Source organism: Frateuria sp. (assembly GCF_035695185.1).
Classification (GTDB): Bacteria; Pseudomonadota; Gammaproteobacteria; order Xanthomonadales; family Rhodanobacteraceae; genus Frateuria_A.
The window spans coordinates 1-15,778 of record NZ_DASSES010000146.1 but is presented as its reverse complement, the minus strand read 5'-3'; the positions used below and the strand labels follow the sequence as shown (position 1 = coordinate 15,778).

Annotated in this window: 11 protein-coding genes and 1 pseudogene; 5 read left to right on the top strand and 7 right to left on the bottom strand. The window is 68.8% G+C overall.

The features are described from left to right. The 3 genes and pseudogenes from VFH59_RS11990 to VFH59_RS11980 all read left to right on the top strand — a co-directional run. Window positions 1-128 (top strand): annotated as a pseudogene (locus VFH59_RS11990) (alpha/beta hydrolase); the annotation flags it as partial. Window positions 129-146: 18 nt separating this feature from the next. Beyond that, window positions 147-1,349, top strand: a complete 1,203-nt coding sequence (gene metB, locus VFH59_RS11985; RefSeq protein ID WP_325165135.1) for a cystathionine gamma-synthase — start codon at window positions 147-149, stop codon at window positions 1,347-1,349. After that, on the top strand, window positions 1,346-2,413 hold the full coding sequence (locus VFH59_RS11980; protein ID WP_325165134.1) for a homoserine dehydrogenase: 1,068 nt from the start codon (window positions 1,346-1,348) through the stop codon (window positions 2,411-2,413). The genes metB and VFH59_RS11980 overlap by 4 nt, the downstream gene beginning before the upstream one ends. Window positions 2,414-2,557: 144 nt before the next feature. Here the strand turns inward: VFH59_RS11980 and VFH59_RS11975 are convergent, their stop codons facing one another. The 3 genes from VFH59_RS11975 to VFH59_RS11965 form a co-directional block, all read right to left on the bottom strand. Next, window positions 2,558-2,803, bottom strand: a complete 246-nt coding sequence (locus tag VFH59_RS11975) for a DUF6582 domain-containing protein (RefSeq protein WP_325165133.1) — start codon at window positions 2,801-2,803, stop codon at window positions 2,558-2,560. Between the two features lie 175 nt (window positions 2,804-2,978). Continuing rightward, window positions 2,979-4,643, bottom strand: coding sequence for an APC family permease (locus VFH59_RS11970; protein ID WP_325165132.1), 1,665 nt, complete (start codon window positions 4,641-4,643; stop codon window positions 2,979-2,981). A gap of 429 nt (window positions 4,644-5,072) precedes the next feature. Beyond that, window positions 5,073-7,511, bottom strand: coding sequence for a GH92 family glycosyl hydrolase (locus VFH59_RS11965; RefSeq protein ID WP_325165131.1), 2,439 nt, complete (start codon window positions 7,509-7,511; stop codon window positions 5,073-5,075). A 467-nt stretch (window positions 7,512-7,978) separates the two neighbouring features. Between VFH59_RS11965 and VFH59_RS11960 the strand changes: the two genes are divergently transcribed. After that, window positions 7,979-9,619, top strand: a complete 1,641-nt coding sequence (locus tag VFH59_RS11960; protein WP_325165130.1) for a peptide-N4-asparagine amidase — start codon at window positions 7,979-7,981, stop codon at window positions 9,617-9,619. 161 nt (window positions 9,620-9,780) lie between these two features. On the opposite strand, the gene VFH59_RS11955 is transcribed toward VFH59_RS11960, so the two are convergent. After that, window positions 9,781-10,389: a transporter gene (locus tag VFH59_RS11955; RefSeq protein WP_325165129.1), complete on the bottom strand. Its 609-nt coding sequence runs from the start codon at window positions 10,387-10,389 to the stop codon at window positions 9,781-9,783. A 257-nt stretch (window positions 10,390-10,646) separates the two neighbouring features. Between VFH59_RS11955 and VFH59_RS11950 the strand changes: the two genes are divergently transcribed. Continuing rightward, a complete protein-coding gene (locus VFH59_RS11950; RefSeq protein WP_325165128.1) occupies window positions 10,647-11,018 on the top strand; it encodes a YciI family protein in 372 nt (123 codons plus the stop codon). 77 nt (window positions 11,019-11,095) lie between these two features. Here VFH59_RS11950 and VFH59_RS11945 read toward each other — a convergent pair whose 3' ends face one another. From VFH59_RS11945 to VFH59_RS11935, 3 genes are read right to left on the bottom strand one after another with little or no spacing between them, the layout of a single operon-like run. Then, the gene (locus VFH59_RS11945; RefSeq protein WP_325165127.1) at window positions 11,096-11,824 is read right to left on the bottom strand and encodes a response regulator; all 729 of its coding nucleotides are present in this window, start codon (window positions 11,822-11,824) and stop codon (window positions 11,096-11,098) included. Further along, window positions 11,821-13,449 (bottom strand): sensor histidine kinase, encoded by a 1,629-nt coding sequence (locus tag VFH59_RS11940; RefSeq protein ID WP_325165126.1) that lies wholly within the window; start codon window positions 13,447-13,449, stop codon window positions 11,821-11,823. The genes VFH59_RS11945 and VFH59_RS11940 overlap by 4 nt, the downstream gene beginning before the upstream one ends. Window positions 13,450-13,455: 6 nt before the next feature. Then, the gene (locus VFH59_RS11935; RefSeq protein ID WP_325165125.1) at window positions 13,456-15,339 is read right to left on the bottom strand and encodes a potassium transporter Kup; all 1,884 of its coding nucleotides are present in this window, start codon (window positions 15,337-15,339) and stop codon (window positions 13,456-13,458) included. Window positions 15,340-15,778 lie beyond the last annotated feature (439 nt).

The window sequence follows — 15,778 nt, the reverse complement described above, 5'->3', positions numbered from 1 at the left end:
TGTGCGAGCTGCAGCGGCGGCTGCACGGCCCCACCACGCTGGAAGTCCTCGAGTCGCCCTACGGGCACGACGGCTTCCTCAAGGAAACCCACCAGCTCGCGCCGCTGCTGCGCGCCGCGCTGGCCTGAACCCACGGAGCATTCCCTATGAGCGAATCGTCCCCCTGTACCCGCGCCGTGCGCGCCGGCATCGAAACCGACACGGAGCACGGCGCGATCGTGCCGCCGCTGCACCTGTCGTCCAACTACAGCTTCGACGGCCTGGGCTTCGACGGCGTGGGCGGCAAGCGGGCCTACGACTATTCGCGCAGCGGCAACCCGACGCGCGACCTGCTGGGCAACGCGCTGGCCGAGCTGGAACGGGGGGCCGGCGCGGTGGTGACCGCCAGTGGCATGGCGGCGGTGGCGCTGGCGCTGGAACTGGTGCCGCCTGGCGGCCTGGTGCTTGCCGCGCACGACTGTTACGGCGGCACCTGGCGGCTGCTCGATGCGTGGGCGAAGAAGGGTCGTTTCGAGCTCGCCTTCGCCGACCTCACCGATCGCACCGCGCTGGCGGCGGGCCTGGCGCGCAAGCCGGCGCTGGTCTGGGTCGAGACACCCTCCAATCCGCTGCTGCGCATCACCGACATCCGCCACGTGGCGCAGGCCGCGCACGCGGTCGGCGCGCTGCTGGCGGTCGACAACACCTTCCTTTCGCCGGCGCTGCAGCAGCCGCTGGCGCTGGGCGCGGACGTGGTGGTGCACTCGACCACCAAGTACATCAACGGCCACAGCGACGTGGTCGGCGGGGCGGTGGTCGCGCGCGACGCCGCGGTGGCGGAGAAGCTCAAGTGGTGGGGCAATTGCCTGGGGCTGACCGGCGCGCCGTTCGACAGCTTCCTCACCCTGCGCGGCCTGCGCACGCTGGCCGTGCGCCTGCGCCAGCACCAGGAGAACACGCTGCGCATCGCGGAATACCTGGCACTGCATCCGGCCGTGCGCGCGGTGCACTACCCCGGTCTGCCGGGGCACCTGGGCCACGCGCTGGCGGCGCGCCAGCAGCAGGGCTTCGGCGCGATGCTGAGCTTCGAGCTGGTAGGTGACGAGGCAAACGTCGCAGCCTTCGTCGATGGGCTGCGTTTCTTCTCGCTGGCCGAGTCGCTCGGTGGCGTGGAGAGCCTGATCGCACACCCCGCGACCATGACCCATGCGGCGATGGCGCCGGAGGCACGCCGCCATGCCGGCATCGCCGACACGCTGCTGCGGGTGTCGGTGGGCATCGAGGACCGCGACGACCTGCTGCTCGACCTGTCCAGCGCGCTCGATCGCGCGGCCGCCGTGCAGCCGTCCAAACGCCGGGTGATTGCATGAGCGCGGTACCGGCCGACTGTCAGCCGCAACCATCGCCCATTGCCGTGGTGCTGCTGGGCACCGGTGTGGTCGGCGGCGCGCTGCTCAAGCTGCTCGATACCCCGGCCGCGGCGCCCCTGAGGCTGGTCGGCGCGGCCAACTCGCGCCGCCAGCAGACCGACCCGCGGCGCCTGGCGCGGCGCAACCTGCGCGATCAACTGCGTCACGAGGGCGCAACGCGCGACGACGCCGTGTTGTTGGCGGCGCTGGATGCCAGCGGAGCACCGGCCAGGGTGATCATCGACGCGACCGCCAGCGCGGCGCTCGCCGCGCGGCACGCGTCGTGGCTCGCGCAGGGCTATCACGTGGTCACCGCCAACAAGGCGCTGGCCGGTGGCGAACTGGCCGGCTGGCGCGCACTGCAGGCGGCGCTCACGACCGGCGCCCGCTACGGCGACGCCGCCACGGTGGGCGCCGGGCTCCCGGTGCTATCCACCCTGCGTCGGCTGCGCAGCTGCGGCGACAGTCTGCTTACGCTCGAAGGCGTGTTCTCCGGCTCGCTCTCCTACCTGTTCAACCGGTACGACGGCAGCCGGCCGTTCTCCGCGCTGCTGGCCGAGGCGCGCGCGCTCGGTTACACCGAGCCCGATCCGCGCTCGGACCTTTCCGGCGAGGACGTGGCGCGCAAGCTGCTGATCCTCGCCCGGCACGCCGGTTTCCCGCTGGGCAGCGAGGAGGTCGAGGTCGAAAGCCTGGTGCCGCCCGCCTTGCGCGGGGTGGACGCCGGAACGTTCCTCGAGCGCCTTGCGGAACTGGACGCGCCGCTCGCCGAGCGGCATGCGCAGGCCCGCGCGCGTGGCAACGTGTTGCGCTTCCTGGCCCGGCTCAACCAGCGCGGCCGCGCCCGCGTGGGTCTGGTCGAGGTGTCCACTACGCACCCGGCGGCCCGCCTGTACGGCACCGACAACCAGTTCGCCCTCACCACCGCCCGCTACAACACCCAGCCGCTGGTGATCCAGGGGCCCGGCGCGGGACCGGAAATCACAGCGCAGGCCTTGCTCGGCGATGCCCTTGCCCTGGGGTAGGCGGATCGGCTGTCGATAGGCCTCGCCGCGGGGGCGGGCGCGGCATGGCCGGCCGCCCGGCTGGCGTGCCCTCACCCGCGATGGAGGGCCGGGCTTGCCGCGGGGCATCCGGGCAGACTCGCCACCGCGCCGGGGCGCACGCCGCTACGACGGCTTGCCCAGCTCCCGCCAGCTCTTCTCGCTCACTTCGACATCGAACTTCTTCGCCGCGGCCTTGATGCGCTTCCACGCCTCATCGCGTTCGTCGTCGCTGACGCCCTTGACCTGGTCGAACCGTGCAATGGCGTTGCGGACGTGGCTGGCATCCTCCAGCGGCTCCTTGCGCTGATCGGGAAAGGCGAAATTGCCGCGGGACAGGTCGTCCCGCTCGTCGCTATCGAGCTCGGCCATCGGGATGCTCCTCGGATGATTCGCCGTCAGCGCGCCATGCCGGCGCGCGTGTTCGGGCGCTCAGCAAGGATGGTGGTGCGCGTGCCGTAAGCCGGGTGTAGCGAGAGCGTGAGGGCTGCCCGCAAAAAAAACGCGCGGCTCATGGCCGCGCGTTCGGTGCCCTCGCAAGTGCGGGTCAGTGGCCGGTGATCTTCTCGGCCTCTTCCTCGTCCGGCGGAATCTGCAGCGCGTCGGGGTGTCGCGCCGCCTGCTCGCGCTCGGCCTCGATGGCCGGTGTACGCCAGCCGGACTTCACGCCCCACAGGTAGAACACCAGGCCGATCACCGCGACCACGCCCAGGTCGTAGCCGTAGGGGATGTAATCCAGGCCGCCGAACTTGGCGCTGCCGATCTTCGACACCACCGCCAGCGTGACCAGGTAGGCGATCAGCCACCACGCGCCCTTCAGGTGCCGTCCGAACTCGTGCCAGCCGTGCTTGGCGGTGTAGTAGAAGTACACCGGCAGCGCGACCACCATCAGCAGGATGATCTGGCCGGTCAGCGGCCACTTGGCCCAGTACAGCAGTTCGGCCGACATGATGAAGGCGATGCCGGCGATCACCGGCAGGCCGGCCAGCTTGAACGGGCGGTGCAGTTCGGGTGCGGTGCGGCGCAGGGTCATCACGCTGACCGGGCCGGTCAGGTAGGAAATGATCGTCGCCACCGAGATCACCGCCGCCAGCGAATCCCAGCCGCGAAAGAAGAACAGGAACAGGAACGCGACCACCAGGTTCAGCCACATCGCCGGGCGCGGCACGCCGGACTTCGGATCGATCCGGCCGAAGATGCGCGGCAGCGTGCCATTGCGCTCCATGCCGTAGATCATGCGGGCGGTGGTGGCGGTGTAGGTCATGCCGGTGCCGCTGGGGCTGACGAAGGCATCGGCATAGAGCAGGATCGCCAGCCAGTTGAGGTTGACCAGCACCGCCAGCTCGGCGAACGGCGAGCTGAAGTTGATGCCGCGCCAGCCGGCCTGCGCCAGCAGGTCCGGCGGCACCGCGCCGAGGTAGGCCACCTGCAGCAGCACGTAGACCACGGTGGCCAGCGCGATCGCGCCGATGATCGCGAACGGGATGCTGCGGCCCGGGTTGTGCGCTTCGCCGGCGAGGTTCACCGGGCTCTGGAAACCGTTGAAGCTGAACACGATGCCGGCGGTGGCCACCGCGGTGAGGATCGCCGCGAAATCGTTGGCGTGGCTGCCCCCGGCCGCGCCAACCGCAAGGTTTTCGCCGTGGAAGCCGCTGGCGATCAGGGCGATGCCGGTCGCGGCCGGAATGATCAGCTTGATCAGCGTAATCAGGCTGTTCGACTTGGCGAACAGCTTGACGCTCCAGTAGTTGAGCAGGAAGTACACGACGACCAGCACCGCGGCGATGCCCACGCCCAGCGGGCTGAGTTCACCGTGGGCACCCGGCACTGCGTGGTACAGATCCTGCGCCCACTGCCATTTCCAGCCGGCCATGTACTGCACCGAGGCTTCCGCCTCGACCGGGATCACCGAGACGATCGCGATCCAGTTCGCCCAGGCGGCGATGAAGCCGACCAGCGAGCCGTGCGAGTAGTGGCCGTAGCGGACCATGCCGCCGGATTCGGGGAACATCGCGCCCAGCTCGGCGTAGGTCAGCGCGATCGACAGGATGATCGCCGCGCCCAGGACCCAGGCCCAGATCGCGCCGGGGCCGGCCAGCTTGGCGGCGTTCCACGCGCCGAACAGCCAGCCGGAGCCGATGATCGAGCCCAGGCCGGTGAACATGAGAGCGAATGGACCGACGTCACGCCGGATGGAAGTCTGGTTCGCCATCGAGGGCCCCTGTGTCTGTAAGGCGGCGAGCGCCAAAAGCCTGATGGTCGCAAAGTGGGCCGGGCCTGTCACCTGCGATGGCGACTACATGGGCTTGCGGACGTCCGGATGTCCGGTTGGGAGGAGTGCGACGTCTCCCTCGGGAAGGATGTCGTGCGCTGACCGGTGGCACCTTCCCCCGCTCGCGGGGGAAGGTGCCCGAAGGGCGGATGGAGGAAGTCTTGCGAAAGACCTGCCCGCGGATCCGACCCAGGAGCGCCCCCATCCGCCTGTCGGCACCTTCCCCCGCAGTCGCGGGGGAAGGATTCAGTGGTGGGGGGCAAGGTTGCCTCTACCCTCTTTTACGCCTTGAGAGGATTACATGCTCCCTATCGTGCCGAGGGTAGGGAGCACCGGGCCCAAGACACTCGCCCCAGCCCGCATCCGGAGCTAAACCTTGTCCGCCGGCGCCGCCTGTCCGAACGACGGCGGCCGGTCCGCAGGCGCGGCGCCGAACTTCAGGTTCGGCGTCGCGCCCATCTCGAACTCCAGCGTGCCGCCGGCCGCCAGCTCCGCATGGCTGATCCAGCTCCTGGTCCACGGCTTGCCGTTCCAGCGCACGGACTGGATGTACGGCCTGTCCGGACCGTTCCCCTGCGTGCGGACCACCAGCTTCCTGTCGCCCGCCAGCATCACCTCGGCCTGGTCCAGCAACGGACTGCCGAACACGTAGTTCGTGCTCACCGGATCGACCGCATACAACCCCAGCGCCCCCAGCACGTACCACGCACTGGTCTGGCCGCAGTCCTCGTTGCCCGCCAGGCCATCCGGTTCGGGCCGGTACATCTTCTCCAGCAGCATGCGCACGCGCTTCTGTGTCTTGTGGTGCGCGCCGGTGTAGGCATACAGGTAGGCCACGTGGTGGCTGGGCTCGTTGCCGTGCGCGTACTGGCCGACCATCCCGGCGATGTCCGGCGGCGCATCGCCCGGCAGCGCCGAGCTGGTCTCGAACAGCTCGTCGAGCTTGCGCTCGAACGCCTGCTCGCCGCCGAACAGCGGCATGTAGCCATACAGGTCGTGCTGGTTGAGGAAGGTCGCCTCCCAGGCGTTGGATTCGGTGAAGTCGCGCCACTTGTCCGAGTGACCCATCGCGCGCGGGTCGAACGGTTCGAGCCACTTGCCATCACTGCCGCGCGGGCGGATGAACGTCATCTTCCGGTCGAACAGGTTGCGGTAGTTGCGCGAACGCTCGCGCAGGTGCCGGGCGTCCTCGTGCGCGCCCGCGGCTTGCGCCAGGCTCGCCATCGCCCAGTCGTCGTAGGCGTACTCGAGCGTCTTGCTGGCCGCCTCCCAGTCCTTGTCGCTGGGGATGAAACCGAGCTTGCGGTACCAGGTGAGCCCCCGGTAGTCGTCCTCCATCGCGCGCTTGCGGTAGAGCGGCCAGGCCCTGGCGTAGTCGATGCCGGTGAAGCCCTTGGCCTGCGCCTCGGCGATCACCACGGCGGAGTGGTAGCCGATCATGCAGCCGGTCTCCACGCCCTGCAGTGGCCACACCGGCGGGCCGTCCGGGCTCTCCGCCGCCATCCGGACCAGGCCGTCGACCAGGTCGGGCACGCGCGCGGGCTGGAACAGCGTGAGCAGCGGATGCAGCGCGCGGTAGGTATCCCACAGCGAGTAGGTGCTGTAGTTGTGGCGGCCCCGCGGCAGCTGGTGGACCTTCAGATCCATGCCGCGGTAACGGCCATCGACGTCGCTGAACAGCGTCGGCGCGAGCATGGTGTGGTAGAGCGCGCTGTAGAAGGTGCGCTTGACCGGCTCGGACGGGCTGTCGACGCGGATGCGCGAGAGTTCGCGCTCCCAGCTGTCGGCGGCCTGTTGCCGCGCGCCCTGGAAGTCCCAGCCGGGCACTTCCGATTCGAGGTTGCGTCGTGCGCCGTCGATGTCGACCGCCGAAATGCCGACCTTCACCAGCAGCGGCTCGCGGGCGGCGTCGATGAAATGCAGCGCCGCCTTCAGGTGCTTGCCCTGCGCCTCGCGCGCGCCCGCCGGCAGCACCGCGTCCTCGGCGTACAGCGTGGCGCGCGCCACCGGGCGCGAGAGCTTCATGGCGAAATACACGTGGCGCCCGTTCGCCCACTGGTGCACGCGTCGGCTGCCGACCAGCAGGTCATCACCGATGAGCTCGAGCGTCGCGTCGCTGACCTTGGCCGGCACCTTGGCATCGTCGTGGTAGCCGTGCGCCAGGTCGACCAGCAGATGGCCGTCGCCTTCGCCATGGAACGTGTAGCGGTGCAGGCCGGCGCGCAGCGTCGCGGTCAGCTCGGCGAGGATGTCGTGGTCGGTCAGGTGCACGCGGTAGTAGCCGGGCTGCGCCTGTTCGCCGTCGTAGCGCGAGCGGTAGCCGTGGCCGGGTTGCCCGACCGCATCCGGCGGCAGCCGCGTGCTGGCGAATGCCGCCTCGTCGAAGTGCGACTGGTAGTTCTTGTCCGGCAGCCCGCGTTCGCCCGGCATGAGCAGCACCGGCCCCTGTGCCGGCATCACCAGCACGTCCAGCATGTCACTCGCACCGGTGCCCGAGAGGTGGGTATGGGAGAAACCCATGATCGAGCCGTCGCGCTGGTGGTAGCCGGAGCAGGCGTCCCAGCCGGCATCGTTGGTGTCGGGGCTGAGCTGCACCATCCCATAGGGCAGGGTGGCGCCGGGGAAAGTGTGGCCGTGGCCGCCGGTGCCTATGAACACGTCGACGTAGCGCGAGACGCCCTCGGCAGTACCTGTCGCGGACTGCCGCGAGCCTCGTCGGCCCATGGCGAAGCCCGGCATGGTGCCGGCCGCGCTGCCCAGTGCGGCCAGGGTTCCGAGCCCTTGCAGAAAGCGCCTTCGCGTCACCATGTGAAGCCCTCCCGTTAGGCCGCGGCCGCAGGATCAGCAGGCACAGGGGCGGCCATTGCGCGATGTTTGGATCGATCTCAATGAAACTAGCACTGCCTTCCCGGGCTTGCACGCGGCATCGCGGTAGCAGTCCGGGGCAGCGGACGCGCCAGCCCCGGGCGCATCAGGCGATGCGCGCCGAAGGGCTCGTCAGCGGGAGGGCTGCAAGTGTTTGAGCAGGAGCGGAGGGCGCGCCTGGGTGGCACCGGCCGGTGATCGATGGGTAGACATGCGCTTCACGCCACCCTGACAAGCATGCCCCCCGCAGGGGGCCTAGTACAGGGAGAAGCACTATGGAGTTTGCGCATACCGCGCGCGGCCTGCTGGCCGTGGCTGTCATCTCGCTCTTGCCGGCCGCCGTTCGGGCGTCACCGTCGCCCCAGGCCTCGGACCCGCCAGCGGCAGCCGCCGCCGACACGGTTGCCAGCGTGGATCCGCCCGTACCGGTCCCAGCCGGACAGCCGTGCGTCGTCCACCTTTTCGAGCAACTGGATGTCGCTAACGAATACACCTACTCGCCGCCGGCGGCATGCCCGCCGCCATGGTCGAAGGTGATCCTGAAGGTCGATCTGACCGGGACACGGTTCGACAGTGGGGCAAGGATCGACCTGGACGACGTGACGCTGTTCGCGGGCGCGACCCCGGGCTCGACACACGAGACCAGCTGGCACGCCGAGCGCGACCTGACCGACTACACGGCCCTGTTCAAGCAATTCCACTGGGGCCTTTTCCAAGACCTGGGTACGTTGGAAGGTGGCACCGGGGATTCCAGCCTGAAAGGCTCCGCTGCGCTGGAATTCTATCCGGCGACCCCGGCCACGCCAGCGCCCCGCGTCCCCGATGCGGTGTACAGCGCCGAGTATCTTCCCGAGGAGCTGCCGCACAACATCGAACGGGCCTATGTCGATGTCTACGCGGTTTCCTCCTGGTGGTACACCGCCGCGCCCGCCGAGACTTTCTCGAAGTATCCCGCGCTCAACACCCCGCTGGCCGCAGGAGGAGAGGTGGATGACTTCAGTGTCAATCCCCCGAGGGAAGGCTATGCGGGGAGCGCCTACCGGGAGATGTGGGTCAGCGTCGACAACCAGCGTGCCGGCCTGGCGCCGGTGTTCCCCTTGCTGCCGGCCGCCTACAACTGGGCCTTGCCCTACATGCTGGAAGATCCCGCGCCGTCCTTGCAGCGGCTCAACTTCACGCCGTGGCGCGTGGACATCACGCCCTTCGTCGGGATACTGAACGAGGCGGGAGAGCACCGGGTCGACGTCGACTGGGGCAATCAGGGCGCCCAGCTGCTGGTCTACCTCGACAAGGGCAGCACGCACGTCGGCGGTGCGGTGACCCAGAACACGTTGCAGAGCCAACCGGGCAGCCCGACGATCGAGAACGGGTTGGCGCCCGACGGGGATGCGCTGAAAGGTACCGTCGTGACGCGGTCCGACCGCGATTTCACCATCAGCGGCGTGGCGTACACGTCGCACGGGCCCGTCCAGACCACGGTGCACCAGACCCAGCGGCTCCGGAACACCCAGACGTTCGACGTGGAGGGCCTGGAGTTCCCCGACTGGCGCTCCTACCGCCAGGATGTCGACCTGCAGAGCACCGTGGACCGGGAGACCACGATCAGCCAGGCAAACCATGTGCTCAGCCGCGACGTCGTGCACGCGAGCTATCCGCTGAACCTCCACTATCGGATGGACGCGCTCATCGATGCGTACGACGTGGGCTGGGACATGTACGTCACCGGAGCCGAGGTTGGCGCCACCCAGGCGCGCACGCAGACCCGTGACTACGACGGGCATGGCGCAGCCCATTACGCGAGCCGCCTGGCGGACACCTTCAGCGCCGTGCGCGAGCGCGATGCCAACGGTGCCGATACCTCCTGGTTCAGCGCTACTTCCCGCGGCTTCTGGGACGACGCAGGCAGCTGCCGTACCGCAGCCCTGGGCACGCGCGATGGCGTCGTGGAGGCACGCGTGGAAGGCGTGGGCTGCCCGGACGGACAGAACCGGACAAGCTGGCTCTCACACCCCGACGGCTCCTTCGACGGGCTAGGCTGGCTCGGCCAGTAACCACGCGCAGCCTGGAATGTCGGCTTCAGCAGAGCCGTGGCGCTTTCCCGGGCCACTTGGACGGGAAAGCGCCTTCGCTGGGTGCCGCCTCGGGGCGAATGCCGGTAATGCCGGCGGCACGGATCGCCCCGTGCCGCCACGCCACCGTGCCGGCTAGGGCATCAGCCCGCCGGGGCGAGCATTTCCAGCAAGAGCAGGCCGATGAAGCCCGCGAAGAAGAGGGCGGTCATCCACGGCGCTTCCGGCACTTCGTGCGCTTCGGTCAGTAATTCCTCCGTCACCAGGTAGAGGAAGGTCGCCGCGGCGAGCGCCAGCACCGCCTCCATCCAGCCGCCCTGGAGTCCACCGAGCAGCAGATTGCCCGCCACCGCGCCGGCGAAAGGCAGCACGGCCAGCACGAGGATGCTGGCAATGATGCGGCGGCGTGAGGCCCCGGCCCGCGCCAGGGAGGCGGCCGTCGCCAGACCGAGCGAGAGCATTTCGACCGCCAGGGCGATCGTGACGAGCACGCCCTCGCGCGCCCCCGCGGCGAACGCCACGCCGATCAGCACACCATCGATCAGCACGTCGGTCCCGACCACGAGCGTCATGCCCATCGGGCTGCTGCTCTCCTTCTGGATGCGGCAACCCGCTTCGCGCAGTCCGAGCATCAGCAGTACGCCCGCCGTGAAGCCACCCAGCGCCGCGAGTGGAGCATGGCGGTGCATGATGTCCGGCAGGATTTCCACCGCCAGGGCCGAGAAAACCACGCCCGCCGCGAAGTGCTGCATGGCGCTCCCCAGCCGCGGGGAAGGTGGCTTGAACGCCGCAACCAGGCCGCCGCTGCCCATCGCGAGCAGGGGCGCCAACGCATAAAGCACTACCGTGCCGGTCATGGGCCACCTCCTCCGACCGGGAAGCTCACAGAACGGCGGTCGGCATCGTGTCAAAGCTCCATCGAACGATGAACGCCCGCGCTCCACGTCCCTTGTCGAATTCCCCTGGGCAACTTCGTCGTCGGTACATCCCACCCAAAAAAGGATCTCCCATGAAATACCTCGGCCTGGCCTACTTCACCCCGGAAAAATTCGCCGCGATGGCACCGAACGCCGTCAAGGCCCTGGTGAGCCAGTGCCCGCCGCTGGACGAGAAGATGCGCGCCACCGGCAAGGTGCTGGTTTCCGCGTCGCTCGGCGATCTGGAAAGCTGGGCGACGCTTCGCCCCCGGAGCGGCAAGACCCAGGTCAGCGACGGGCCTTACACGGAATCCAAGGAAGTGGTGGGTGGCCTGTTCATCATCGAGGCGGACAGCCGGGACGAGGCGCTGCAGATCGCATCCATGCACCCGGCCGCCACGCTGGGCGAGGAAGGCGGATGGGCGGTCGAGCTCATCCCCATGGAGTTCTATCTGGCGCAATGAGGGCGCGGGCCCCCAAAGATACTTCGGGGCCTTCCCCGCAGCGTTCACTCCGGGCGGGCATCCGCCGACCCGTCGGATCAGCCGCGCTGGTCCGGGCTGCCGCCTGCAACCTTCGCCAGGAACCGGTACCCGACCCCGGGCTCCGTCTTCAGCCATCGTGGCGTCGCCGGGTCGTCGCGAAGTTTCTGGCGCAATCGCCCCACGACGATCCGCAGGTAATGCGTGTCCTGCACGTGGCTTGCTCCCCAGACCTCACGCAGGAGCTGCTGCTGGCTGACCACACGGTCGGGATGCCGCAGCAAGGTGACCAGGACCGCGTATTCCTTGCGGGTCAGCGATAGTGCCTCGCCGTCCAGGCTGACCTCCCGGCGCGCCTGGTCGATGACCAGGCGGCCATCGTCGTAGCGGTGCGAAGGCTCGCCCGAGGCCGCGAGCACGCGATCGCGCAGCAGCGCGCGAAGGCGCGCCATCACCTCCTGCACACCGAACGGCTTGGTCACATAGTCATTGGCACCGTTGTCCAGGGCGCGCACCTTCTCGGCCTCGGAGTCCCGCACCGACAGCATCAGCACGGGTACCGCACTCCACTGACGGAGTTCCGCCAGCACCTCGTGTCCCTCGCGGTCGGGCAGCCCCAGATCGAGGATGACCAGGTCAGGTGTCTGTGTAGCGACCAGCCCGAGGCCCTCCCCGGCAGTGGCGGCCCGCAGCACGCGGTAACCCTCGGCACGCAGCGCGATGTCGAGGAACCGGCGGATTTGCGCCTCGTCGTCGATTACCAGCACACAGGGGGCGTTGGGGTTCACGCGCTTTCCTCCGGCGGGGTGGGCAGGGGCAAGGTCACGCGCAGGATCGTGCCGCCGCCCTCGCGCGCCACAGCCTCCACGCTGCCGCCGTGTGCGCCGAGCATCCCGCGGCAGATCGACAGCCCCAGGCCGGTGCCCTTGGGTGCCCGGTCGCCCCGCGAGACGGAGAAGAACATGTCGAAGATGCGTGCCCGCTCGGCTTCGGGGATACCTGGCCCTTCATCGCTGACCTCGATGCATATCGAGCCGTCCGTCGCGCGAAGCGCGACCACCACCGGACGTCCCGGTGGCGAGACGTGTGCGGCGTTTTCCAGGATGTTGAAAAGCGCCTGCTCGATCAGTGCCGGGTGCACGTGCAGCAGCAGGGTATCGGATGGCAGCCGGGTGTCGACGAGTGCGGTCGGGTGGTACCGGCGCAGCCGCGCGACCGCCGCCAGTACGATCTCGCCGGCGTCGACCCAGTCGCGGTGCAGCGTCAGCGCACCGTGCCCGAGCCGGGCCATGTCGAGGAGGTTCTGGACGTACCGGTCCATGCGCTGGCCCTCGCCCAGGATCGCATCGAGCAAGTCGCGACGCTCTGCCGCTGGTAGCTGGGCCCCGTAGGCGGCGAGCGTGCTGGCCGCCCCGATCATCGAGGCCAATGGAGACCGCAGGTCATGCGACACGGACGACAGCAACGCATTGCGCAGCCGTTCGGTTTCTCCTTGCACGCGCGCCGCTTCGAGCGCCTCGGCGAGATGCCCACGCTCCAGAGCCTCGCCGATGGCTTTGACCATCTCCCTTGCCAGGTTCACCCGTTCGGCGTCGATCGTGCCCGGGCCGTGCGGTCGGATGACCACCGCTCCCGCGCGCCAGGTCGCCCCACCCAGGGGCATCACCCAGGGGGTGGCCGCCGTCTGCTGCGGGTCCGAGGCAAGGGCCTGCGCGGCGGCCAGTTCATCGGGCGCCGGCGCGAAGCCGGTCGGCGAGGCCGCCCGTACGTGCCAGCCGCCGCTGTCGCTGCGCACGACGGCCGCCGCTTGCGCGTCGAGTGCCATGGCCAGCGCGCTGACGCCGGCATCGCAGATCGCCTGGCTCTGCGTTCCGCCCGCGGCCAGGCATTGCCCGAGTTCCAGCAGGGTACGGGCGCGCGCCTGGGCTGCGCGCAGCGAGGCCACCTGCCGTGCCAGTTGCGTGGCCATGCGACCGCTGATCAGCGCGACGACCAGGAACAGCACGACCGCCAGCACGTCGTCGGCGTCGGCGATGGCGAGCGTGTGGCGCGGCCGGGTGAAGAAGAAGTTGTAGCCGAGGAAGCACACCACCGCGGTGTAGACCGCCACGCTCATGCGCGTGCGCACGGCGACCGCCAGTACGACCGTGAGGAAGATCAGCCCCAGGTTCGCGACCGACAGGTAGCGATCGGCCAGAAAGGCCGACGCAAAGCCAAGCACGATGACGGCCGTCGCATAAGCGTAGCCAGCCCAGCCATCGGTACGGGCCAGGCGGGCGAAGGGATGGCGCGACTCGGTCATGGGCGGGTGCCAGTGGCGCGAAGTGCGTAAGTTAATCCATCCCCCGCGCAGAGGCCGGAACGGGCCGCCGGTGCGGCGCTGGTAAACCAGATGGCGCGCCTGCTCGGCCATGGGAATTCAGATCTCCACCTGGGCGCCCAACTCGATCAGCCGATTGCCTGGAATGCCGAAGAAGGCGGTGGCGGGCATCGCGTTTCGCGCCAGGAACACGAACAGGTTCTCGCGCCAGAGCGCCATGCCGGGACGGTCGGGCGTGGCGACCACCGTCTCCCGCGACAGGAAGAAGGTGGTGTCCATCAGGTCGAAATGCTCGCCCAGTCGGTTGCAGCGGGCCAGCAGCCGCGGCACGTCCGGGTCCTCCGCGAAGCCTACCCGCAGGACCAGGCGGGCAAAGCCGTCCTCGAGCCGGGTCAGCTCCAGTTGTTCCTCCGGCTCGGCCCGCGGCGCGTCCAGCGTCTGCACCGTCAGCAGGACGTTGCGCTGGTGGAGCACCTTGTTGTGCTTGAGGTTGTGCAGCAATGCATGCGGGACGAGGGTGTTGTTGGCGGTCATGAACACTGCCGTGCCTGGCACGCGCGGCACGGGATGCTCGGCCAGGCTGGCGATGAACGGCTCCAGTTCCAGCCCATCCAGCTGGATGCCCCGCAGCAGCAACCTGCGGCCACGGCGCCAGGTGGTCAACACCATGAACACGGCCAGCCCCAGCGCCAGCGGGAACCAGCCACCGCTCTCGATCTTGACGATGTTCGCGCTGAAAAAGCCCAAGTCCACGACGAGCAGGCCCGCGCCGGTGACGCATACCGCCCACCATGACCAGCGCCACTGGTAACGGGCGACGATGAGGGCGAGCAGGGTGGTGATGACCATGGTTCCCGTCACCGCGACACCATAGGCCGAGCCCAGGTTGTCGGACGAGCGGAAGCCGACCACCGCCGCAGCGATCAGCACGAGCAGCATCCGGTTGACGAAGGGGACGTACACCTGTCCGGACATTTCTTCGGAGGTATGGACCACGCGCATGCGGGGCATGTAGCCCAGCTGTATCGCTTCGCGGGTCATCGAGAAAGCGCCGGAGATGACCGCCTGCGAGGCGATCACCGTGGCTGCCGTGGCAAGCCCGATCATGGGGTAGAGGAGGGAGCGCGGCACCAGATGGTAGAACGGGTTGGCGACCGCTTCGGGATGGGCCAGCACGAGCGCGCCCTGGCCGAAATAATTGAGCAGCAGCGCCGGCAGCACGAAGGCGAACCAGGCCAGCTGGATCGGGCGGCGGCCGAAGTGTCCCATGTCGGCATACAGCGCCTCCGTACCGGTGACCGCGAGTACGACGGCGCCCAGGGCGAAGAACGCCTCGGCCCGGTTATGCAGAAAGAAGGCGACGCCGTATGTCGGGCTCACCGCCTCGAGGACCGCCGGGTGTTGGGCAATCCCCCATACGCCGAGGGATGCGATGCTCAGGAACCAGGCCACGCAGACCGGGCCGAACACGGCGCCGATGCGCGCGGTACCGTGTCGCTGCAGCGCGAACAGCGTACCGATGACCAACAGGGTCATCGGTATGACCCAGTGCCCCAGCGCCGGGGCGGCGACCTCGAGGCCTTCCACCGCGGAAAGCACCGAGATGGCCGGGGTGATCACCCCGTCGCCGTAGAAAAGTGCCGCGCCGAAGATGCCCAGGATCGCCACGACCGGCATCGCGAGCGGGAGCTGGCGGACACTGCGTTGGGCCAGCGCCATCAACGCCATGATGCCGCCTTCGCCCTTGTTGTCGGCACGCATGATGAAGAGCAGGTACTTCATCGACACCACGATGACCAGGGACCAGAACACCAGGCTCAGGCCGCCGAGCACGTTCGGCGGGGACGCCGTCACGCCATGTGGCCCGAAGACCTCCTTGATGGTGTACAGCGGACTGGTGCCGATGTCCCCGTAAACGACGCCCACGGCGCCCAGCGCCAGCGCCGTCAGGCGCCGGCCGGTCGGTTGTTCGGTGTTCGACATAGGCCAGCCGGATGGAATTGCGGGCCGCACAGCCTGGGCTGCCGGTCCTTGGTAGGGAGCTGCAGCGTAGAAGCGGGCGAGTAAGAAGCGGATATCGCGCGCGAATTGGCGGATAAAAATGTCGTAAAGAATCCTGCCGCCCTTGCGCGAACCGCCGTTCGGCGGAACGGGTCCGTTGGTGGGCGGAAGCCGGGACGGGACCTTTCGATTCGGGCGACGGACACAAGATCCGCCTGGCCGCTTTTTACAATCGGCGCGAGTGCCAATGACCTGCGAAGTTCCCCCCGGGAGGTCGTCGGCGCTGAGACCGCGGGTCCTCAGGGCGAGTGCCTATGTCGGCGTGTTGGTCGCTGCAGCGCCGGTGTTCTTCCTGCCCTGGCTACCTGCCTCCGGGCTTTCGTTGCAGGTGGCGCCCGGATGGGGGCTCGGCAACTTCGCG